The organism is Corynebacterium halotolerans YIM 70093 = DSM 44683, assembly GCF_000341345.1.
In the GTDB taxonomy this organism is placed as follows: domain Bacteria; phylum Actinomycetota; class Actinomycetes; order Mycobacteriales; family Mycobacteriaceae; genus Corynebacterium; species Corynebacterium halotolerans.
The window spans coordinates 2600093-2621236 of the sequence record NC_020302.1 but is presented as its reverse complement, the minus strand read 5'-3'; the positions used below and the strand labels follow the sequence as shown (position 1 = coordinate 2621236).

Genomic DNA, 21144 nt, shown 5'->3' with positions numbered 1-21144 from the left:
GCGCCGTGGAGGCGACCGTTCTGCTCAGTTTCTGGGCCCTGTGCCTGCTGCTCGTCGTGACCCCCGGCCCCGACTGGGCCTTCGTCCTCGGGCAGGTGCTGCGCGGGCGCGGCATCGCCGTCCCGCTGACCGGCATCGCCCTCGGTTACCTGGGGCTGACCACCGTGGTCGCCGCCGGACTCGGCGCCGTCGTCGCCTCGCACCCGGCGGTGCTCACCGCCATCACCGTGGTGGGCGCCCTCATTCTGGTGAAGATCGGCTGGTCGATGCTCCGCTCGGCGCTGCGGGGACCGGTGGACGGTTCCGCACCGGTGGACACTCCCGCACCGGTGGACGGTTCTGCACCGTTGGACAGCCCCGCGCCGGTGGCAGAGTCCGCGCCCGCCGCGGGGGAGGAGGCGGTGCCGCACCACGGCGGCGTCGGCGGCACTGTGACGGCCACCGCGACCACCCCCGCCACCCGAGTGACGACGCCCGCGCCCGTCCCCGGTCGGCTGAGGGTGCTGCTGCAGGGCGCGGCCGTCAGCGGCCTGAACCCGAAGGGGGTCATGGCGTTCGTCGCCCTGCTGCCCCAGTTCGTCGTCCCCGCGGCGGCCTGGCCGCCGGGGGCGCAGCTGTTCACCCTGGGCCTGGTGTTCATCGCCTCGGCGATGTGCGCCTACTCGCTGCTGGGTCTGTTCGCCCGGAAGGTGCTCGCGGGCAGCGACCGTGCCTCCCGGATTCTCACCGGGGTGGCGGGCACCGCCATGCTGCTGCTGGCCGCGGGCATGCTCGGCGGGCAGTTCCTGGGCTGACCCTCCTCCGCCCGCCGGGGCCCGCGTCGTTAGATGCTGTAGCTCGAGGACGCGGGGATGACCAGCGGCACGGGCGTGTACTCGGCGCGCAGCTCACGCAGCGTCGTCGCGTGCTCGGCCAGGCGGATGTCCTCCTCCGTGCGCGGGGTGAACTGGCGGGCCGGCAGGGGATTGCCGTCGATGTCCACGCTGAGGTAGGTCACCGTCGCGTGGATGGCGGTGGCCAGATTCTCCCGGCCCCCGCGGGGGCTGCCCGAGCGCACGTGGACGGACATCTGCATCGAGCGGTTGTCGGTGCGCATCATGCGGGCGTCGACCTCGATGAGGTCACCGATGGAGATCGGCTTGTAGAAGCGGATGCCCCCGGCGTAGACGGCGACGGTGTGCTCCCCCGACCACTCCATGGTGCAGGCGGCGCCCGCCTCGTCGATCCACTCCATGGCGGTGCCGCCGTGGACCTTGCCGCCCCAGTTGATGTCCGTGGGCTTGGCCAGGAAACGGTGGATGACCCGTGGGGCGTCCGACGGGCCGTCGTAGGTCTGCTTCTCCATCTCCGCCTCGATGGCCTTGCGCAGGTCGATGCGCGTCAGGGCGGCCTCGAGGACGCGGCGCTCCTCGTCGGTCGACGGCTCGAAGGGGGGCACCGCCTGGGACTTGCCGGTGGCGGTGTCCTTGGCCACGAAGATGACCAGGCAGTCGCAGGCGCGGGTGTAGATACCCTCGCGGGGATCGGCGGAGAACACCTCGTTGACGATGTGCATCGACGACCGGCCGGTCATCGCGATCCGGGAACGGACCTCCACCATGTGACCCGACGGGATGGGGCGGGTGAAGTGGATGTGACCGACGTAGGCGGTCACGCAGTAGGTGCCGGACCACTGGGTGGCACACGCGTAGGCCGCCTTGTCGATCCACTCGAGGACGCGGCCGCCGCCCACACCGTGGGAGCCGGCCATGAGCACGTCCGTGGGCGCGGCGAGGAAGCGGAGGGTGACCTCCGGGGACTTGGTTTCGGTCGACATGCGGACAGACTTTCTCAGGGCGAACAAGGGCAGTGTTTCCGCCAACCTTAACGCACGTCATACGCCGGGGGCGCTAGGATCGGCCCGCATGAGCAAGACTGTCGACCCCGCCGCCACCCGCGCCGCCGTCGATGCGGTCCGGGACTGGATCCGCGACCCCGACGGCGTCGATAAGCCGCCGCGGAAGCCGCTTGCCGACGCCGTGAAGCTCACCGCCCGCACGCTCGCCCGGGACGCGCCGGGCAGCAGCGTCGAGGTGCGGATTCCCCCGTTCGTGGCTGTCCAGTGCATCGAGGGCCCGCGCCACACCCGCGGCACCCCGCCCAACGTGGTGGAGACGGATGCGTTGACCTGGTTGCGGCTGGCCACGGGGCAGACGAGCCTGCCGGAGGCGATCGCCACGGGAGCGGTGGACGCCTCCGGTTCCCGGGCGGGGGAGGTGGCCCGCTGGCTGCCGGTTATTAGTTTGCAGGGGGTAACCGACTAAGGTTGTGCACGTGGTACTCAAGGACCGTTCCCGGACCGATTCGACCAGCGCACCCGCGGATCACTCGCCCTATGACGACCGCGGCGAGCAGGAGCCCCGTGAGGAGTGCGGCGTCTTCGGCGTCTGGGCCCCAGGCGAGGATGTCGCCAAACTGACCTACTTCGGGCTCTTCGCCCTCCAGCACCGTGGCCAGGAGGCCGCCGGCATCGCCGTCGGCGACGGTGACCGCATCGTCGTCTTCAAGGACACCGGGCTGGTCTCCCAGATCTTCGACGAGCCCTCCCTCGGGGCCCTGCAGGGCGACATCGCCATCGGGCACACCCGCTACTCGACGGCCGGCGGCGCGGACTGGGACAACGTGCAGCCCATGTTCCGCACCTCCCCGGACGGGACCGACGTGGCGCTCGGCCACAACGGCAACCTGGTCAACTTCCGCGAGCTGCGTGACGAGGCGGTCGAGCAGAAGCTGCTCAGCCCCAAGCACGCCTCCTCCGACACCGCGGTGATGAGCGCGCTGCTGGCCCACTCCGTCACCGAGGGTACCTCGGTCCTGGAGTCGGCCCGTCGGCTGCTCCCGCGCGTGCGGGGCGCGTTCTGCCTGACCTTCACCGACGGGCACACCCTCTACGCCGCCCGCGACCCCCACGGCGTGCGCCCCCTGGTGCTCGGCCGCCTCGAGCGCGGCTGGGTCGTCGCCTCGGAGACCTGCGCCCTCGACATCGTCGGCGCCTCCTTCGTCCGCGAGGTCGAGCCGGGTGAACTCGTCGCCATCGACGAGTCCGGAGTGCACACCGAGCGCTTCGCGGAGACCCGTCACAAGGGTTGCGTCTTCGAGTACGTCTACCTCGCCCGCCCGGACACGGACATCCGCGGCCGGTCCGTCAACGCCACCCGCATCGAGATCGGCCGCCGCCTGGCCCGGGAGTACCCGGCCGAGGGCGACCTGGTCATGCCGGTGCCCGAGTCCGGCACCCCGGCGGCGGTGGGCTACGCCCGCGAGTCCGGCATCCCCTTCGGGCAGGGCCTGGTCAAGAACGCCTACGTCGGCCGCACCTTCATCCAGCCCTCCCAGACGCTGCGCCAGCTCGGCATCCGCCTGAAGCTCAACCCGCTGCGCGAGGTCATCGCCGGCAAGCGACTGATCGTCGTCGACGATTCCATCGTCCGCGGCAACACCCAGCGGGCGTTGATCCGCATGCTGCGCGAGGCCGGTGCGGCGGAGGTGCACGTGCGCATCGCCTCCCCGCCGGTGAAGTGGCCGTGCTTCTACGGCATCGACTTCGCCAGCCCGGGCGAGCTGATCGCCAACGCCGGTGACAACCAGGACGAGGCCGCGGTCGTCGAGTCGATCCGCCGGGCGATCGGCGCGGACTCCCTCGGTTTCGTCTCCATCGACCAGATGGTGGAGGCCACCGAGCAGCCCCGGCACGAGCTGTGCACCGCCTGCTTCTCCGGCGACTACGAGCTTGGCCTGCCCGCCGGAAACCCGAACGCGGAACTGGTGGCCAAGCTGCAGCACACCAGGCTCGACGCCTCGGGCGATGCCGCCCAACCCGCCCAGTAACCCCCGCCGACGAAGGAAAGTGACACGACCATGAGCGAGAACGAGAACCTCTCCGCCGACCCTGCCGGGGAGGGCGCCTCCTACGCCGCCGCCGGCGTCGACATCGAGGCCGGTGACCGGGCCGTCGAGCTGTTCGCGCCGCTGGCCAAGAAGGCCACCCGTCCGGAGGTCCGCGGCGGGCTCGGCGGTTTCGCCGGCCTGTTCGCGCTGGGCAAGTACGAGGAGCCGCTGCTGGCCGCCGGTTCCGACGGGGTGGGTACCAAGCTGGCCGTCGCCCAGGCCATGGACAAGCACGACACCATCGGCATCGACCTGGTGGCCATGTGCGTCGACGATCTCGTCGTCTGCGGCGCCGAGCCGCTGTTCCTCCAGGACTACATCGCCATCGGCAAGGTCGTGCCCGAGAAGGTCGCGGAGATCGTCTCCGGCATCTCCGAGGGCTGTGTCCAGGCGGGCGCGGCCCTGCTGGGCGGCGAGACCGCCGAGCACCCCGGGGTGATGGGGGAGAACGAGTACGACGTCTCCGCCACCGCCGTCGGCGTCGTCGAGGCCGCGGATCTGCTCGGCCCGGACCGGGTGCGTTCCGGTGACGTGCTCATCGGCATGGCCTCGTCCGGCCTGCACTCCAACGGCTACTCCCTGGCCCGCCACGTCCTGCTGGAGAAGGCCGGCCTGCCGCTCGACGGTTATGTCGAGGAGCTCGGCCGCACCCTGGGTGAGGAGCTGCTCGAGCCGACCCGCATCTACGCCAAGGACTGCCTGGCGCTCGCCGCGGAGTGCGAGGTCCGTACCTTCTGCCACGTCACCGGCGGCGGACTGGCCGGCAACCTCGCCCGCGTCCTGCCCGAGGGCCTGGTGGCCGAGATGCACCGCAACACCTGGACCCCGGCCCAGATCTTCCGCACCATCTCCGCGCTCGGCCGCGTCAGCCGCGAGGAGATGGAGAAGACCTTCAACATGGGCGTGGGCATGGTCGCCGTCGTCTCCCTGCAGGACCGCGACCGGGCACTGGCCATGCTGACCGCCCGGCACATCGACTGCTGGGAGCTGGGCACCGTCCGCCAGGCCACCGACGCCGACGACGAGCGCGCCGTGCTCCTGGGCGACCACCCCGGTTTCTGATCCCCGGACCGGGGCGGACCCCGCGGTCCCGTCCCGGTGTCCCTGCGGCTGAATCGCAGACGGGCGAATCGCAGGCGGGCGAACCGTGGAAACGCCAACGGCGCGGCACCGTTCTTTCCGGGGGAAAGAGTGGTGACGCGCCGTTAACGCAGGAATATGCGTTATATGTCCCGTCGATCAGCGACGGGTGTAGGGCGATCCTTCATCGGAGTCGTCCTCGTCGTTCCAGTCCGCGTAGTCCGCGTACCGGTCTTCGACATCGCTGTAATCGTCGGGGGCGTCCTCGTAGTGGCGTCGAGACGGAGACGACTGCGAGGCGAGCTCACGCTGGAGTGAATCCAGATCCATCTCAGGTGTATTGTACTTCAGCTGGCGTGCAACCTTGGTCTGCTTTGCTTTCGCGCGACCGCGACCCATGGCCTGACCCCCTTGAGGTGTGTGAGGGCGATCCAGGGAATTCGGATGCCCCATCGGCTTTACGTCTGTGTGTATTCCTGTAGAACACAATAGCCTGAACCGTGAAAAAATTCCTCACTGCCCCCCTGAGCAGGCTAAAAGGCCTATATATAGGGAAATTGCATGATAACTGTGACGAAACGGGGGTAGTTCGGGTGGGGGCGGGGCCGCCGAATGACCCGGCGGCCCCGCGGGCTCAACGGCCCCGCAGCCGGTCGATCGCGGCGCGGCCGGCCTTCTCGCCCTCGTCCTCCGGAATCGAGGACGGGTCGACGGAGACGGCGACCTCCCCGGCCATCAGCTCACCGGAGTCGAGCGCGCTGCGCTTGACCAGACCGAGGGCGATCGGACCGAAGTCGCAGTCGTGGACCACGGTGCCGAGCCGACCGACGGTGCGGCCGTTGAAGGTCAGCGCCGAACCCGGGGCGGGGGCCTCCGGGGCGGAGCCGTCCAGGTGGAGCATGACCAGCAGCCGGGGCGAGCGGCCGAGGTTCTCCACGCGGGCGACGGTCTCCTGGCCACGGTAGCAGCCCTTCTCCAGGTGCACCGCGCCGAACCGGTCGCCGCGGCCGATCCAGGCGGACACCTCGTGCGGGATGGACTTGTGATCGAGATCGACGTCCTTCTCCGGCTCGAGGGCGCGGACCCGCTCGGCGGTGAAGGCCATCAGTCCGGCGAGCGCGGCGCCGGCGGCCAGCAGGGCGTCGACGGCGACGTCGAGACGCGCACGCTCCACGACGACGTCGCGGCGGGCGGTGCCCGGCCACTCGACGGTGCGGACGAAGACCGCGCTGACCTCCTCCGGTACGGCGACGTCACCGCCGAGGAGGGTGAGTACCCCCAGGTCGGTCTCGGTGACCTCCACCTGGGACCAGAAGACCATCTTGCGCAGGAAGTCGACGAAGGTCGGTGCCTGGCTGGCCGGCAGGTCCAGGTAGAAGGCGTCGCCGACGCGGGTGACGTCGGTGTGGTGCAGGATGCGGCCCTGGATGTCCAGGTCCAGGGCGGAGGCGGAGAAACCGTCCGCGACGTCGTCGAGCTTCTGGGAGAGCAGGTTGTTGAGGAAACCCGGCGCGTCCGGTCCGTCGACCCTGATCACCTGGCGGTGGGAGCGGTCGACGACCACGGTGGTGGTCTCCACCAGCCGTTGCTCGCCGAGCGGGTTCCCGTAGTGCCAGGCCACGCCGGCCGAGTCGACGGTCGCGTCGGCATCCCGGGCCTCCGCCGCGCCCGGGAGGTCGAGGAGGGGGGAACGGTACATGGGCTGCTGATCCAGGGGTTCTTCAATAGTCACGGACTCGATGGTAGCCCGGTGAAGCAGGCATAATCCATGGCATGGACTCTGCCGACTCTGCCGACCCCACCGACACCGCCGGTTCCGCCTCCCGCCGGTCTCCCGCGGACCCCCAGCCCGTCATCCTCGTCGTCGAGCCCTACGGCGGTTCCATCCGCCGCCACAATCCGGCGCTGCCGCTGGTCTACTGGGACGACGCCGCGGTCACCCGCGGCGACGGGGTCTTCGAGACGCTGCTGGTGCGCAAGGGCAGGGCCGCGAATTTCAAGCGCCACGCCCGTCGTTTCCTGGCCTCGGCGCGGTTGATGGAGCTTCCGGAGCCCGATCTGGACAAGTGGGAGGAGGCCACCCGGCAGGCGGTGGAGAGCTGGTACGCCGAGAACGACGGGGACGCCAGGTGCGTGTGGACCTACACGCGGGGCCGGGCCTCGACGGGCCACCCCTCGGCCTGGATCGTCGTCAGCGCCATCCCGCAGACGACGCTGCGGCAGCGGAAGGCCGGGGTGAAGGTGATGACCGCCCCGCGCGGGTACTCCATCAACACGATGCTGCCCGGGGTCGGGGACGCGACCACCGGCACCGCGTCGCCGACGCCGCCGTCCCTCGCGCCGTGGCTGACGGTGGGGGCGAAGACGCTGAGCTACGCGGCGAACATGGCCGCCCTGCGCCACGCCAACGCCCACGGCTTCGACGACGTCATCTGGGTCGAGGCCGAAACGGGGCGGGTGCTTGAGGGGGCGACGTCGAGCGTGGTGACGGTGAAGAAGGGCGGTCGGCTGCGCACGCCCACCCCGGGCGGCGACATCCTGCCCGGCACCACCCAGGCGGCGCTGTTCGGGCACGCGCGCCGGCAGGGGTGGCGCTGCAAGGAGAAGGACCTGTACGTCGACGACCTGCTGCGTGCGGAGTCGGTGTGGCTGGTCAGTTCCGTGCGCATGGGGGCGCGGGTCACCGCGCTCGACGGCCGGAAGCTGCCGGCGCCGGACAACGAGGCCGAGATCCGGCGCCTGATCGCCGACGCCCTGGCACGGTAGCGGCGGGGGTCAGCCCGCGACGCGCTTGAGCTGCGCGGACATGCGCGGGCGCAGCTCGCCGTCGACCATGCGCTCGTCGACCCAGCCCAGGTCGTTGTTGGGCATCAGGCCGTAGAGACGCTTGCCCGGGCCGAGGGCGGCCGGGCCGGTCGAGGTGACCATGGTGGAGGCGGACTCGATCTGCCAGGCGCGCTCGTTGACCGGCTCGCCGTAGAAGATCTCCGCCACGCCGGTGGAGTGGGTGCAGATGAACTCGATCTCGTCCTTGAGGGAGATGCGCCAGAAGCCGGACTCGCGCTGATCCGGGCCCGCCGGGTTGCCCTCCGGGTCGATCTTCCAGATACGCGACTCATAGGTCAGGTAGTTCTCGCCGTCGTGGGCGAAGATGATCTGCTGACCGAAGCTGTACTGCCCGTCCACGGCGGTGTCCGCCTGGCCCTCGCCGCGCCACACGCCGACCAGCGGCAGCAGTGCCAGCAGTCCGTCGTGCAGGTTCGGGCCGTGGCGCAGGTTCGCCGTGTCATCGGGCAACGGCAGCTCGCCCAGGTCCAGACCCGGGATGTTGCGGTGGGCCGTGGACTTGGACTGCTCGGCCGCCAGGTTCACGGCGTCGTTGCCGCTGAGCGTCTCAGACTGGGGCTGCGGCGTGGTGTCCTCGTGCCGGGCCGCGCCGGAGCCGGCTGCGGCGGCGTCGCCCGGGGTGTCGGACGGCGGGTTCTCGGGGGTGTCCGGGTTGTCGTTTCTGTCCTGATTCATGCGCTCAATCCTAGTCGCCGTACCGTTCCGGCAGGGAAGACGGGCGCACTGCGGCTATTGTGGCTGATGTGCGCGTGCTGATGATTTCGAATCCGAATTCGACCAGTCAGAACGACCGCCTGTTCCGCCGGGTGGTCCCTCTGCTTCGGCAGGTCGATGGCCTGCACCTGGTCAGCCGGTTCACCCACCGCCCGGGGCACGCCGAGGAGATGTGCCGGGGGCTGACGCGTGACGACGTCGATCTGGTGCTCGCCGTCGGTGGCGACGGCACCGTGAACGAGGTGGTCAACGGTCTGCTCGGCACCGTCGGCGGGGACCGTCCGGATCCCCGCGCCGTGCCGGCGGTCGCGGTGATCCCCACCGGTTCGGCCAATGTCTTCGCCCGCGCCCTCGGGTTCCCGCCCGACCCGGTGGCGGCCACCGAGTCCCTGGTGGATCTGCTGCGCCGCGACCTACGCCGACTGATCTGCCTGGGCACCTGGAATGACCGCTGGTTCGCCGTCAATGCCGGCTTCGGCATCGACGCCGACGTGATCGCTGACGTCGACCGCACCCGTGACCAGGGTTTCGCCGCCACCCCGCTGCGCTATCTACAGGTCGGGGTGCGGGCGTGGTACCGCGCCGGGCGCAGACCTCCGCACATCGACGTTGACGCGGTCAGCGCCGGGGGCGAACGGATTGAACTCACCGGGGTGCCGCTGCTGTTGGCCTCCAACACCAACCCCTGGACCTTTCTCGGGCCGCTGCCGGTGGTGACCAATCCCCGCAACTCCTTCGACCAGGGGCTCGGGCTCTTCGGGTTGACTGACATTCGCGGCGTGCGGGGCGCGGCCAGCGTGCTCCACCTCGTCGGGTTCGGACATGAGCGCTTCCCCGCGTCCTGGATCAACCGACGCATCGTCCAGTTCGACGATGCGAGTTCGGTGACCCTGAGCTGCCCTCGGCCCCAGCAGTTCCAGGCCGACGGGGAGTTCGAGGGGGAGATGCGGCGGGTGCACCTCGCCAGCATCCCCGACGCACTCGAGGTCTTCGCCCCCGAGGAGGCCTACCCCGCCCGGCACCGTAACTGGGGGCAGATCCTGCGCGACCTGGTGCGGATCTACTGAATCCGCCGGGCCTGCGGGTCCGCCGGGTCCTCCTCCGGGTCCGGGCCCGTCCGGTCCAGCGGGGAGAGGTCGGATACCTGCACGGTGACGTTGTGGCGCTGCGCCTCGAAGTAGATGGACCCGCCCGACAGGGTGACCGAGGAGGCCTGCCCGGACAGCGGCAGGCGGCGGGTGTCCAATGAGTAGGTGAACGCCTCCCGCGCCCGGTCGGCCAGTTCCTCGGGCACGTCGACCAGCGCCCGCGGGGTCAGGTGGAACATGGGGCCGACCAGGCGCAGATCGACGATGACGGTGACGGGGGCGTCGAAACCCGGGGGCGTGCCGGTCATCTGCGCCTCCGAGGACACCCCGCCCGTGGGGGAGATGTTGTAGGGGTTGGCGATGTCCAGGTCCGTCATGTCGAGCAACCGCCCCAGGGAGACACCGTCCAGGCTGATGGTCCGCGAGATCAGCTCCGCGGGCGCACCCTCGATCTCACCGCTGAACACCTGCCCCGGCTCGACCAGCAGACCGGCGACGGACGTACTGGCGTTGACCATTCCGAGACCCTCGACGTTGACGTCGAGCGCGTCGACGCTCAACCGGGGGATCTCCCCGGTGACCAGCGCCTGCAGGTAGGGGGCGCCGCCGACGAAGACCGACGGGCTCATGTCGAGGCGGGAGTTCTCCTCCACCTCCCGGGAGATGGCCCGTTCCACACGCAGGGCGGCCACGGAGTCGGTGAACCAGCCCGCCCCACCGATCACCGCGGCGACCGTGACGAGGGCGAGGGGAATGCGCGGTACAAACACCCATCTATATGTACCCGATAGTCTGGGGCGCATGGAGATTCAGACCCTGTCCCTGCCCGATCACCCGGACCTGGCGGCCCGTGTCGCGGAGCTCGCCGCCGAGGCCGGGAACGCGGACGGCGTGGCGCCGCTGTCCGAACAGTTCCTGCTCGGCCTGACCGACGCCCGGTTGGGCCACCGGCACCTGCTGGCCGTCGAGGACAACCGGCCCGCAGGCGTCGCCGCGGTCGACGGACTCACCGCTGAGATGGTCGTCGCCCCCGCTTCCCGACGCCGCGGTATCGGCACCGCCCTGCTGCGCGAGCTGGGGGGCGTCGAGGTCTGGGCGCACGGCAACCTCCCCGGCGCGCAGGCGCTGGCGGCCGCCGACGGGCGGCGTGTGACCCGCCGCCTGCTGGTGATGGCCATCGAGGGGCCGGCGCTGGCCGCCGCGGCCGAGTATGAGGGCCATGACGCCGTCACCGCCGCCAACCTGCGGGTCTCCGCGGAACGTTTCGGCCGTCTCACCGTCGAGCAGGCCTGGTTGAAGGCCAACAACGAGGCCTTCTCCTGGCACCCCGAACAGGGCGGCTGGGATCTGGCCCGGCTGCGGCGGGCCACCGAGGCGGAGTGGTTCTCGGAGGAGGACGTGCTGTTCCTCTGGCCCGACGGGCCCGCCCTGGCGGGCGCGGACGGCGACGGCGTCCCACCGCTCGCCGGATTCCACTGGACGAAGTGGCACGCCGAGTCCACCCCGGCCTTCGGCGAGGTCTACGTCGTGGGACTGGCCTCCGACTTCCGGGGCCGGGGGCTGGGGGATCCGCTGCTGCGCGTGGGTCTGTCCCACATGGTGCGGAAGGGTGCGGACCGCGTCATCCTCTATGTGGAGGCGGACAATGAGCCGGCGGTCCGGGCCTACGGGAAGCTGGGCTTCACGGTGGCGGAAGAGCACGCAGTATACGCAAATCAGTGACGCGTGTCTCAGATTTCCGCCGGGAGACCAGTTGTTCTTTCAAAGATGACTCAGTGTTAACCGGTCGTTCACCATTTGGGCCCCAGTCGGTTACGTCCAGCGCCTAGGTTTACCCCCTGTGAGCAACACTGTCGTTTGTGGCGGGGCGGACCCGTGCCTGCCGCCGACCTCCTCGGCGCCCCTCGCGGGGACTCGGCGTTGCTCGGATTTCCAACCGATGATCTGCAGAGGAAAGGTTTTTCCGTGATTCGCAACTTCAAGCGCACCGCCGCTGTCCTGGGCATCGTGGCCGCCGGTTCCGCCGCTCTCGTCGCCTGTGGCGACGAGAGCGGCAACGGCTCCACCGAGACCACCGCCTCCAACGGCTCCGGCGACGCTTCCGCCTCCGGACTCTCCGGCACCACCGGCCAGCTCGTTGGTGAGGGTGCCTCCTCCCAGCAGAACGCGATGGATTACTTCAACATCAAGTACCAGGAGGCCACCGGCGGCGACGCCTCCCTCGCCTACACCCCCTCCGGCTCCGGCTCCGGCCGCACCAACTTCGTCGGCGGCCAGGTCGACTTCGCCGGCTCCGACTCCCCGCTGTCCGAGGACCAGGTCGAGCCGGCCGCCGAGCGTTGCGGCGGCAACGAGGCCTGGCACCTGCCCTTCGTCATCGGCCCGGTCGCCATCGCCTACAACCTCGAGGGCGTCGATGAGAACCTGAGCCTTTCCATCCCGACCGTCGCCAAGATCTTCAACGGCGAGATCACGAACTGGAACGACGAGACCATCGCCGCCGAGAACGAGGGTGTCGAGCTGCCGGACACCGAGATCTCCGTGGTCTACCGTTCGGATGAGTCCGGCACCACCGACAACTTCCAGCAGTTCCTGAACACCGCCGCCCCGGACGACTGGGACACCGAGGGCCAGAACTTCCCGACCGAGGTCGGTGCCGGGGCCAACGGCTCCAACGGTGTGGCCAACGAGGTCGCCGCCATCAACGGTGGCATCACTTACGTGGAGTCCGGCTTCGCGCAGCAGCAGGGTCTGGGCATCGCCAACCTGGACTTCGGGTCGGGCCCGGTCGAGCTGAACGCTGAGAACGTCGGCACCGCCCTGGACGCCCTCGAGTTCCAGACTGAGGGGCACAACATGGTCGTCGACACCGAGGCCCTGTTCGCCCAGAACCAGGAGGGTTCCTACCCGCTGGTCCTGACCACCTATGAGATCGTCTGTTCCGCGGGTTACGATGAGGAGACCTCCAACATGGTCAAGGACTTCCTGACCGTCGCCCTGGACTCCCAGGACGAGGACCTGGAGGCCCTGGGTTATATTCCGGTCACCGGCACCCACCACGAGCGTCTGACCGCGGCCGTCGAGGCCATTCAGTAAGGTTCGCCCTGCATGTGACGTGTGAGGCCGCCAACCGGGAAAAGCCCCGGTCGGCGTCTTCCCCCTTATGCCCCCGCCCGCGTCCGGCGCGACCGGGGGCTCTGCCACGCCTGGGACGTGGCCGAGCGACACTGAACAATTTCCGCCAAGCTCTAAGGAATCGCGCTTCATGGCAAGCAACAAACAGACCACGGACGAGCAGGGGATGCTCGACCAGAGCGATCCGATGATCGCCAACACCGTGGCCACCATCGGCAACACGCAGCAACCGGAGGACACCGGCGGCGTCAAGACCACGGGCGGCGTCAAGCGTCCGGGCGACCGCGTCTTCGAGTTCCTGTCCACTGCCTCCGCCACCCTCATCACCGTCCTCATCGCCGCAATCGGTGCGTTCCTGATCTGGCGGGCCATCCCCTCCCTCAACCGGAACGCCGAGGGCTTCCTGGGCTTCTTCACCTACACGGGCGCGTGGAACACCAACAACACCGAAGCGATGTACTTCGGTATCCCGAACCTGTTCGCGGTCACCGTGCTGATCTCGGTGGTGGCCCTGGCCATCGCCATGCCGATCGCCCTCGGCATCGCGATCTTCCTGTCCAACTACGCCCCGAAGCGGGCCGTCAAGCCGCTCGGTTACCTCGTCGACATGCTCGCCGCGGTGCCGTCCATCGTCTACGGCCTGTGGGGCTGGCTGGTTCTCGGCCCGTTCCTCGCCAACTTCTACGAGTGGCTCAACGGCTGGGCCGGTGGTTTCTTCCTCTTCTCCACCTACGCCAACTCCCCATCCTTCGCGACCGGCCGCAACGTGCTCACCGGTGGCATCGTCCTGGCTGTGATGATCCTGCCGATCATCGCCGCCACCGCCCGCGAGGTCTTCGTCCAGACCCCGAAGGGTCAGATCGAGGCCGCCCTGGCACTCGGCGCCACCCGCTGGGAGGTTGTGCGCATGACCGTGCTGCCGTTCGGTCTGTCGGGCTACGTCTCCGGCTCCATGCTGGGCCTGGGCCGCGCGCTCGGTGAGACCATGGCGCTGTACCTGGTGGTGTCCCCGTCCTCCGAGTTCCGTTTCTCGCTGTTCGACGGTGGCACCACCTTCGCGACCGCGATCGCGAACGCGGCCCCCGAGTTCAACGATGACATCCGCGCCGGCGCCTACATCGCCGCAGGTCTGGTGCTGTTCCTGCTGACCTTCGTGGTCAACGCCATCGCCCGTGCTCTCGTGAACAAGAAGTAGGCGGAGAAACACTATGTCCCACAACGTCAACACCGTGACCCCGGCCTCCGAGAACCTGGCCGACCAGTCCGCCTTCTCCCACATCTCCGGTCGCCGCAAGACCACGGACAGCATCGCCACGGTCCTGGTGTACCTCACCATGGCGATCGCGATGATCCCGCTGGTGTGGGTGCTCTGGGAGGTCATCTCCCGTGGGCTGGGCCCCATCCTCGACGCCGAGTGGTGGACCTCGTCCCAGCAGGGTGTGCTCTACCATCTGCCCGGCGGCGGCGCTTTGCACGCGATCGTCGGCACCGTGATGCAGACCCTGATCGCCTCGGTCGTGTCCATCCCGGTCGGCATCTTCACCGCCATCTACCTGGTGGAGTACTCCAACGGGAACCGACTGGGCCGCATCACCACCTTCATGGTCGACATCCTCACCGGTGTCCCGTCGATCGTCGCCGCCCTGTTCATCTTCACCACCTGGATCACCCTCTTCGGGTTCGAGCGCTCCGGCATGGCCGTCGCCCTGTCGCTGGTGCTCCTGATGGTTCCGGTCGTCGTCCGCAACACCGAGGAGATGCTCCGCGTCGTCCCCATGGACCTGCGCGAGGCCTCCTACGCCCTGGGCGTGCCGAAGTGGAAGACCATCGCCAAGATCGTGCTGCCGACCGCGCTGTCCGGCATCGTCACCGGCATCATGCTGGCGATCGCCCGCGTCATGGGCGAATCCGCCCCGGTCCTGATCCTCGTCGGCTCCACCCAGACCATGAACTGGAACCCGATGGAGGGCCCGCAGTCCTCGCTGCCGCTGATGATGCTCGACATGTACAAGGCCGGCACTTCCCCGGCCGTGCTGGACAAGCTGTGGGGCGCCGCCCTCACCCTGGTCCTCATCATCGCCCTCCTCAACATCGGCGCCCGCCTCATCTCCGCCCGGTTCTCGGTCAAGCAGTAGCGCCCCCGGCGGGCGCTGCGCCCCGGATCACGACGAACACATCCCCACAGCTCACAGGAGTAATTGATGTCCAAGCTCTCCCTCAACGACGTCAACATCTACTACGGCGACTTCCACGCCGTCCAGAACGTCAACCTCGAGGTCCCGGCTCAGGCCGTGACCGCCTTCATCGGCCCGTCCGGCTGCGGCAAGTCCACGGTGCTGCGCACCCTCAACCGCATGCACGAGGTCATTCCCGGTGCCTACGTCAAGGGCAATGTCCTCCTCGACGGGGAGGACATCTACGGCCCGAAGGTCGACCCGGTCTCCGTCCGCAACACCATCGGCATGGTCTTCCAGAAGGCCAACCCGTTCCCGACCATGTCCATTGAGGACAACGTCGTCGCCGGCCTGAAGCTCTCCGGCGAGAAGAACAAGAAGAAGCTCCGTGAGGTCGCCGAGCGCTCCCTGCGCGGCGCCAACCTCTGGGAGGAGGTCAAGGACCGCCTCGACAAGCCGGGCGGCGGCCTCTCCGGCGGCCAGCAGCAGCGTCTGTGCATCGCCCGCGCCATCGCCGTCGAGCCCGAGGTGCTGCTCATGGATGAGCCCTGCTCCGCTCTCGACCCGATCTCCACCCTGGCTGTCGAGGATCTCATCCACCAGCTCAAGGAGGACTTCACCATCGTCATCGTGACGCACAACATGCAGCAGGCTGCCCGGGTGTCCGACAAGACCGCCTTCTACTCCCTCGAGGCCACCGGCAAGCCGGGTCGCCTCGTCGAGTTTGGTGACACGAAGAAGATCTTCGAGAACCCGGACCAGAAGGAGACCGAGGACTACATCGCCGGCCGCTTCGGATAATCCGACGCCCCCGATGAACCGCAGGCCCGCAGCGCACCCCGCGCTGCGGGCCTGCCGCCGTTGCGGGGGAAGAATTCCCCGTTTCCCCTAGGCTGGGGAGCGGATCGTCCACGGAGCAACAAGTGAGGGAGACACAGTGAGCACCGACAACGCCGCGCCCGCCGAGGCTCCCGTCGACCCGGCCGGCCGTGACCCCCGGGACTTCGGTGATGAGCTGCTGGCCACTGAGCAGAGACCTGTCGCGCGGGGGAGGGGCGGGCGTCGCCGAGCGGTCGTCCCCGCCTCCGACGGCGAGATCCTCGTCGCAGGCCACGCCGAGGTGGTCCGGGTGGCCGAGGACGCGGAGACCTTCAGCTCGGCGGTCTCGGCGCATCTGCAGATCCCCAACGGTCTCGACGGCCGGGAGCACATCCGCTTCCGCCGGTTGCTCGACCGCTATCTGGCGCCCGACGTCGTTGCGGAGTACGGGGAGCCGTTCCGCCACGTCGCCCGCGCGGTGGTCGACGACTTCCTCACCGGCCGCACCGCCCGGGTGGATGCGGTCGACGATCTGGGGGCGACGTTCGCGGTGCGGGCGATGCGCGCCTGGCTGGGCTGGCCGGCGGAGCTCGAGGAGCGGCTGCTGGCCTGGATCGCCGAGAACTCCGCGGCCACCCGCTCCAGGGACCGCTCCCGCACCGCGGCCGTGGCCGAGGAGTTCGACGACATCATCGCCGAGGTCGTCCGACCCAGGCTCGAGGCCCCCGACCGCTTCGACGACGTCACCGCCGAACTCGTCCACGACACCAGCCTGGGGCGGAAGCTGGAGTTTGCGGAGATCGTCTCCATCCTGCGCAACTGGACAGCCGGCGACCTCGGCTCCGTGGCCCGCTGCATCGGGGTGGTCCTCCACGGCCTGACGGAGAACCTGGCGCTGCAGGAACACCTGCGCTTCGGGGTCTCCGACGCCGAGTTCACCGCGGTCGTCGACGAGTTGCTGCGCGTCGACAACCCATTCGTCTCCAACCGGCGCGTGACCACCTGCCCGGTCACCCTCTCGGGGGTGGAGCTGCCGGAGGGACAGCGGGTGCGCATCCACTGGACCGCCGCCAACCGTGACCCCGAGGCCTTCCGTGACGTGGAGGCCTTCGACCCCGAGGGCAACGCCGGGAAGAATCTCGTGTGGGGGACGGGGCCGCACGTGTGCCCCGGCAAGCCGCTGTCGATCCTGGAGATCCGGGCATTCATCGAGGAGCTGCTGAAGGCGGCCACGGTGTGGCCCGCCGAGGGAACCGGTGACGACGGCGCGGGCGGCGCGAGCCGCGGGGTGCACCCGGTGGGCGGCTGGGAGCACTACCCGGTCGAGCTGGAACGACTCTGAGCTGCCGGCTCCGGCGGGCGGCTACTCCCGGCGGTGGGAGAACTGCCGTTCCAGTTCCTCGAAGCGGCGCGCGATGTCGGCCTCCGCCTCGTCGCGTTCGCGCTTCGCCAGGTACTCATCCGGGTTCAGCCCCGAAGTCAGATAGACGATGCGGGCGGCGACGTTGACACAATGGTCGGCGTAGCGCTCGTAGAAGCGCGCCAGCAGGGCCACGTCGACGGCCTCGCGGGTGGAGTACGCCCACTCGCGCTGGGTGAGCATGACGAGCATGTGGTCGTTGAGGTCGTCGACGGCGTCGTCGTCATCACTGAGCATCAGGGCGGCGTCGGCGTTCGGGTCGATGAGGATGTTGCGGGTCTTCTCCGCCATCTCGGTGACCAGTCGGGCCATCTCCGTGAAGTAGCCGGCCATCCGCTCGGGCACCGCGTGCTCCGGGTGGCGGCGGCGGGCCGCCTTGGCGACGTGCATGGCCAGGGCGGCCATGCGGTTGAAGTCCTCGACGATGTAGATGGAGGAGATCACCTGACGCAGATCCCGGGCGACGGGACCCTCCAGGGCGAGGAGCTCAACCGCCCGCTCCTCGCACCGGACGCGGATCTCCTCGAGCTCATCGGCCATGGAGAGGGCCTCCTCCGCCGCCTGCAGGGAGGCCCCGAGCAGGGCGTGGGATGCCTTGGACATGATCGTCTGGACGGAGTCGCACATGACGATCAGGTCGTGTGCGAAAGAGTCCAGGTCTTCACGGTAGGCGGTGCGCATACTCTCATCTTAATGTGACCATGGGAGCACCGCCCGCTGAAGCAACGGGGAGGGCCGGGGAAATCGCGGGATCAGCCGCCGGAATGCATGATCTCGGCGCCCTCGGGGACGGTCTCGTCCTCCGGGTCGTCGAGCCAGCCGTCGGGCAGCGCGACTTTGGCGGGGGAGCCCTTCCGTCCGCGGGCGCCCTCGGCGTCGTCGGCCCGGACCTCGGATTCCGCCCAGGGGGCGAGGATCTCGCGCAGCTCGGCCAGTGAGGTGATGCGGGCGAGGTTCGCGCGCAGCTCGCCGCCGACGGGGAAGCCACGCAGGTACCAGCCCATGTGCTTGCGCAGGTCGCGGCTGGCGTGGTCCTCGCCGTCGTGGGCGGCCAGCAGCTCGGCGTGACGGGTGATGATGCGGGTGACCTCGCCCAGGGTCGGCTCGGCGGGGACCGGCTCGCCGCGCAGCTCGGCGGACAGCTCCGCAAACAGCCAGGGCCGGCCCAGGCAGCCACGGCCGACGACGACGCCGTCGCAGCCCGTGGCGTCCATCATGGCGCGGGCGTCCGAGGCAGCGAAGATGTCGCCGTTGCCGAGCACCGGCACGCCGGAGCCGTCGAGGTGCTCGACCAGACGGGTGATCTCGTTCCAGTCCGCCTCGCCCGAGTAGCGCTGGGCGGCCGTGCGGGCGTGCAGGGCCACGGCGGCCGCACCCTCCTCCACGGCGATGCGCCCGGCGTCGAGGTGCGTGTGGTGCTCGTCGTCGATGCCGACGCGGAACTTCACCGTCACCGGAATGTCCGTGCCCTCCGTCGCGCGCACGGCGGCGGCCACGATATTGCCGAACAGGCGGCGCTTGTAGGGGATGGCGGAGCCGCCGCCGCGGCGGGTGACCTTCGGCACCGGGCAGCCGAAGTTCATGTCGATGTGGTCGGCCATGTCGTTGTCCACGATCATCTTCGCCGCCTCGTAGGTGTACTTCGGATCGGTCGTGTACAGCTGCAGCGAGCGCGGGTTCTCGTCGGGGGCGAACGTCGTCATGTGGAGCGTCTTCTTGTTGCGCTCCACCAGGGCGCGGGCGGTGACCATCTCGCAGACGTAGAGCCCGGAGACGGTGCCGGTGCGTTCGATCTCCTGCTCCCGGCACAGGGTGCGGAACGCCACGTTCGTCACGCCGGCCATGGGGGCGAGGACGACGGGCGAGTTCAACCTCAGGGATCCGATTGTCAGAGTCACGGTGCCCATTGTCGTCGCCTGGGGCGGAGATCCCAAACCCGTCGCGGGCCTGCCCTGGGCCCGAGTGGGCGACCTCCGCGCCGGGACGGAAAGTGGCTTAGATAATATGTTTAGGGTCACTTAACCACCTGCCCGGAATCGACATTCCGAATCGGGGCGGGGTTATGAACGCCACGAACACTGGATGGATCGGGTCCGGACCCCACGAAGGTGCCGGGACCCGCTTACAAGGAGGTCTTAGATGTCTGACCGGATCGCGAACGCGCAGCTGCGCTCGAAGGTCATGTCCGCCGATGAGGCGGCCCAGTTCATCAACCACGGCGACACGGTCGGCATGTCCGGTTTCACCGGCGCCGGTTACCCGAAGGCGCTGCCGTCAGCCATCGCCGCCAAGGCCCGTGAGATCCACGGCAGGGGCGAGGACTTCAAGATCGACGTCTTCACCGGCGCCTCCACCGCCCCGGACGCCGACGGTGTGCTGGCCGAGGCCGACGCCGTCAACTACCGCATGCCCTACCAGTCGGACCCGATCATGCGGAACAAGATCAACGCCGGCGAGATGAAGTACCAGGACATCCACCTGTCCCACTCGGGCCTGTACGTGGAGCAGGGCTTCTTCGGCAAGGTCAATGCCGCCGTCATCGAGGCCGTGCGCATCACCGAGGACGGCAATCTCATCCCGTCCTCGGCCGTGGGCAACAACCTCGAGTACCTCGAGGCCGCCGACCGGATCATCATCGAGGTCAACTCCTGGCAGTCCCTCGACCTGGAGGGCATGCACGACATCTGGAGCATGCCGAAGCTGCCGAACCGCATCCCGATCCCGATCAACAACGTCGGCGACCGCATCGGCACCACCCACATCCAGATCGACACGGACAAGGTCGTCGCGGTCGTCGAGACGGACGCCCCGGACCGCAACGCGCCGTTCAAGCCGGCCGACGAGATCTCGAAGCAGATCGCCGGCAACTTCCTCGACTTCCTCGAGGGCGAGGTCGCCGCCGGCCGCCTGACCTACGACGGCTACATCATGCAGTCGGGCGTCGGCAATGTCCCGAACGCCGTGATGGCGGGCCTGCTGGACTCCAAGTTCGAGAACATCCAGGCCTACACCGAGGTCATCCAGGACGGCATGCTCGATCTCATCGACGCCGGCAAGATGACGGTCGCCTCCGCCACCTCCTTCGCGCTGTCGCCGGAGTACGCGGAGAAGATGAACGCCGAGGCCAAGAAGTACCGCGAGCAGATCGTCCTGCGCCCGCAGCAGATCTCCAACCACCCGGAGGTCATCCGCCGCGTCGGGCTCATCGCCTCCAACGGCCTGATCGAGGCCGACATCTACGGCAACATCAACTCCACCCACGTGGGCGGCACCCGAGTCATGAACGGCATCGGCGGTTCCGGCGATTTCACCCGCAACGGCTACATCTCCTCCTTCATCACCCCGTCCGTGGCCAAGGACGGCGCGATCTCCGCGATCGTGCCGTTCGCGTCCCACATCGACCACACCGAGCACGACGCCATGGTCATCGTCTCGGAGTACGGCTACGCCGACCTGCGTGGCCTCGCGCCCCGCGACCGCGTGAAGAAGATGATCTCCATCGCGCACCCGGACTACCGTCCGCTGCTGGAGGAGTACTACGAGCGTGCGGCGAAGAACAAGTTCCTGCAGACCCCGCACGACCTGGCCACCGCCTTCGACTTCCACGTCAACCTGGCCGAGAAGGGTTCCATGAAGGGCTGAACACCAGCGCATGACTGACACGGAACCGGAGGTTGCCCCGCGCAACCTCCGGTTTCTGCTTTCCGATGACCGCGTGCCGACGCCCTGAGGGGCCGGCAGGGGTGGAGGACAACGCGAACGGGGGGAGCCTGGGGTGGGGGATAGACGCTGTTCGGGGTGAAATTCCCGCACCTCGGCCATGGGATGTCATGCCAATCGCTGGCGCGGAACCTAATCACAAGTCACAATGGATAGTGATGACACTCACTGTGTGGACCATGTGCTCTGACGTGCCTTTTACGTCAGGGCGACCGGCGCA

The 21144-nt window shown here is 68.9% G+C and carries 20 protein-coding genes; 13 read left to right on the top strand and 7 right to left on the bottom strand.

What is annotated here, in order from left to right; genetic code table 11:
- The first annotated feature begins 5 nt into the window (after nt 1-5).
- Nucleotides 6-794, top strand: a complete 789-nt coding sequence (locus tag A605_RS14865; protein ID WP_015401787.1) for a LysE family translocator — start codon at nt 6-8, stop codon at nt 792-794.
- 29 nt (nt 795-823) lie between these two features.
- On the opposite strand, the gene A605_RS12080 is transcribed toward A605_RS14865, so the two are convergent.
- On the bottom strand, nt 824-1816 hold the full coding sequence (locus tag A605_RS12080; RefSeq protein ID WP_015401786.1) for an acyl-CoA thioesterase: 993 nt from the start codon (nt 1814-1816) through the stop codon (nt 824-826).
- An 88-nt stretch (nt 1817-1904) separates the two neighbouring features.
- Between A605_RS12080 and A605_RS12075 the strand changes: the two genes are divergently transcribed.
- From A605_RS12075 to purM, 3 genes are read left to right on the top strand one after another with little or no spacing between them, the layout of a single operon-like run.
- Entirely contained in the window at nt 1905-2303 is a 399-nt protein-coding gene (locus A605_RS12075) for a sterol carrier family protein (protein ID WP_015401785.1), read from the top strand.
- Nucleotides 2304-2313: 10 nt separating this feature from the next.
- Complete coding sequence (gene purF, locus A605_RS12070) at nt 2314-3867, top strand: amidophosphoribosyltransferase (RefSeq protein ID WP_015401784.1); 1554 nt, start codon at nt 2314-2316, stop codon at nt 3865-3867.
- Nucleotides 3868-3897: 30 nt separating this feature from the next.
- Entirely contained in the window at nt 3898-4989 is a 1092-nt protein-coding gene (gene purM / locus A605_RS12065; RefSeq protein ID WP_015401783.1) for a phosphoribosylformylglycinamidine cyclo-ligase, read from the top strand.
- A gap of 177 nt (nt 4990-5166) precedes the next feature.
- On the opposite strand, the gene A605_RS12060 is transcribed toward purM, so the two are convergent.
- Both A605_RS12060 and ygfZ read right to left on the bottom strand, forming a co-directional pair.
- On the bottom strand, nt 5167-5406 hold the full coding sequence (locus A605_RS12060; protein ID WP_015401782.1) for a DUF3073 domain-containing protein: 240 nt from the start codon (nt 5404-5406) through the stop codon (nt 5167-5169).
- 235 nt (nt 5407-5641) lie between these two features.
- A complete protein-coding gene (gene ygfZ / locus A605_RS12055; RefSeq protein WP_015401781.1) occupies nt 5642-6706 on the bottom strand; it encodes a CAF17-like 4Fe-4S cluster assembly/insertion protein YgfZ in 1065 nt (354 codons plus the stop codon).
- Nucleotides 6707-6780: 74 nt separating this feature from the next.
- Here ygfZ and A605_RS12050 point away from each other — a divergent pair, with 74 nt between their 5' ends.
- The gene (locus A605_RS12050) at nt 6781-7773 is read left to right on the top strand and encodes an aminodeoxychorismate lyase (protein ID WP_015401780.1); all 993 of its coding nucleotides are present in this window, start codon (nt 6781-6783) and stop codon (nt 7771-7773) included.
- A 9-nt stretch (nt 7774-7782) separates the two neighbouring features.
- Here A605_RS12050 and A605_RS12045 read toward each other — a convergent pair whose 3' ends face one another.
- On the bottom strand, nt 7783-8529 hold the full coding sequence (locus A605_RS12045) for a heme-binding beta-barrel domain-containing protein (RefSeq protein ID WP_015401779.1): 747 nt from the start codon (nt 8527-8529) through the stop codon (nt 7783-7785).
- Between the two features lie 68 nt (nt 8530-8597).
- Here A605_RS12045 and A605_RS12040 point away from each other — a divergent pair, with 68 nt between their 5' ends.
- Entirely contained in the window at nt 8598-9635 is a 1038-nt protein-coding gene (locus tag A605_RS12040) for a diacylglycerol/lipid kinase family protein (RefSeq protein WP_027004420.1), read from the top strand.
- On the opposite strand, the gene A605_RS12035 is transcribed toward A605_RS12040, so the two are convergent.
- The gene (locus A605_RS12035) at nt 9629-10426 is read right to left on the bottom strand and encodes an LmeA family phospholipid-binding protein (RefSeq protein ID WP_015401777.1); all 798 of its coding nucleotides are present in this window, start codon (nt 10424-10426) and stop codon (nt 9629-9631) included. The two genes, A605_RS12040 and A605_RS12035, sit on opposite strands and share 7 nt — an antisense overlap.
- 31 nt (nt 10427-10457) lie before the next feature.
- Here A605_RS12035 and mshD point away from each other — a divergent pair, with 31 nt between their 5' ends.
- The 6 genes from mshD to A605_RS15980 all read left to right on the top strand — a co-directional run bounded on the left by mshD (nt 10458) and on the right by A605_RS15980 (nt 17126).
- Nucleotides 10458-11378, top strand: coding sequence for a mycothiol synthase (mshD, locus tag A605_RS12030; protein ID WP_015401776.1), 921 nt, complete (start codon nt 10458-10460; stop codon nt 11376-11378).
- A gap of 243 nt (nt 11379-11621) precedes the next feature.
- Nucleotides 11622-12752, top strand: a complete 1131-nt coding sequence (gene pstS / locus A605_RS12025) for a phosphate ABC transporter substrate-binding protein PstS (RefSeq protein WP_015401775.1) — start codon at nt 11622-11624, stop codon at nt 12750-12752.
- A 169-nt stretch (nt 12753-12921) separates the two neighbouring features.
- Nucleotides 12922-13986: a phosphate ABC transporter permease subunit PstC gene (pstC, locus tag A605_RS12020; RefSeq protein ID WP_015401774.1), complete on the top strand. Its 1065-nt coding sequence runs from the start codon at nt 12922-12924 to the stop codon at nt 13984-13986.
- Nucleotides 13987-13999: 13 nt separating this feature from the next.
- A complete protein-coding gene (gene pstA / locus A605_RS12015) occupies nt 14000-14926 on the top strand; it encodes a phosphate ABC transporter permease PstA (protein WP_015401773.1) in 927 nt (308 codons plus the stop codon).
- Between the two features lie 66 nt (nt 14927-14992).
- The gene (pstB, locus tag A605_RS12010; RefSeq protein ID WP_015401772.1) at nt 14993-15766 is read left to right on the top strand and encodes a phosphate ABC transporter ATP-binding protein PstB; all 774 of its coding nucleotides are present in this window, start codon (nt 14993-14995) and stop codon (nt 15764-15766) included.
- A gap of 136 nt (nt 15767-15902) precedes the next feature.
- On the top strand, nt 15903-17126 hold the full coding sequence (locus A605_RS15980; protein WP_015401771.1) for a cytochrome P450: 1224 nt from the start codon (nt 15903-15905) through the stop codon (nt 17124-17126).
- A gap of 21 nt (nt 17127-17147) precedes the next feature.
- Here A605_RS15980 and phoU read toward each other — a convergent pair whose 3' ends face one another.
- Both phoU and dusB read right to left on the bottom strand, forming a co-directional pair.
- Entirely contained in the window at nt 17148-17885 is a 738-nt protein-coding gene (gene phoU / locus A605_RS12000; protein ID WP_015401770.1) for a phosphate signaling complex protein PhoU, read from the bottom strand.
- Nucleotides 17886-17956: 71 nt separating this feature from the next.
- The gene (gene dusB / locus A605_RS11995; RefSeq protein WP_015401769.1) at nt 17957-19102 is read right to left on the bottom strand and encodes a tRNA dihydrouridine synthase DusB; all 1146 of its coding nucleotides are present in this window, start codon (nt 19100-19102) and stop codon (nt 17957-17959) included.
- Between the two features lie 241 nt (nt 19103-19343).
- Between dusB and A605_RS11990 the strand changes: the two genes are divergently transcribed.
- Nucleotides 19344-20846 carry an acetyl-CoA hydrolase/transferase family protein gene (locus tag A605_RS11990; protein ID WP_015401768.1) on the top strand — a complete coding sequence of 501 codons (1503 nt, stop codon included), beginning with the start codon at nt 19344-19346 and terminating at the stop codon, nt 20844-20846.
- Nucleotides 20847-21144 lie beyond the last annotated feature (298 nt).

Coding starts and splice junctions, on each gene's coding strand:
- A605_RS12080 (WP_015401786.1), bottom strand. CDS start 1,816: ATGTCGACCGAAACCAAGTCCCCGGAGGTCACCCTCCGCTTCCTCGCC.
- A605_RS12075 (WP_015401785.1), top strand. CDS start 1,905: ATGAGCAAGACTGTCGACCCCGCCGCCACCCGCGCCGCCGTCGATGCG.
- purM (WP_015401783.1), top strand. CDS start 3,898: ATGAGCGAGAACGAGAACCTCTCCGCCGACCCTGCCGGGGAGGGCGCC.
- A605_RS12060 (WP_015401782.1), bottom strand. CDS start 5,406: ATGGGTCGCGGTCGCGCGAAAGCAAAGCAGACCAAGGTTGCACGCCAG.
- ygfZ (WP_015401781.1), bottom strand. CDS start 6,706: ATGTACCGTTCCCCCCTCCTCGACCTCCCGGGCGCGGCGGAGGCCCGG.
- A605_RS12050 (WP_015401780.1), top strand. CDS start 6,781: ATGGACTCTGCCGACTCTGCCGACCCCACCGACACCGCCGGTTCCGCC.
- A605_RS12045 (WP_015401779.1), bottom strand. CDS start 8,529: ATGAATCAGGACAGAAACGACAACCCGGACACCCCCGAGAACCCGCCG.
- mshD (WP_015401776.1), top strand. CDS start 10,458: ATGGAGATTCAGACCCTGTCCCTGCCCGATCACCCGGACCTGGCGGCC.
- pstC (WP_015401774.1), top strand. CDS start 12,922: ATGGCAAGCAACAAACAGACCACGGACGAGCAGGGGATGCTCGACCAG.
- pstA (WP_015401773.1), top strand. CDS start 14,000: ATGTCCCACAACGTCAACACCGTGACCCCGGCCTCCGAGAACCTGGCC.
- pstB (WP_015401772.1), top strand. CDS start 14,993: ATGTCCAAGCTCTCCCTCAACGACGTCAACATCTACTACGGCGACTTC.
- phoU (WP_015401770.1), bottom strand. CDS start 17,885: ATGCGCACCGCCTACCGTGAAGACCTGGACTCTTTCGCACACGACCTG.
- A605_RS11990 (WP_015401768.1), top strand. CDS start 19,344: ATGTCTGACCGGATCGCGAACGCGCAGCTGCGCTCGAAGGTCATGTCC.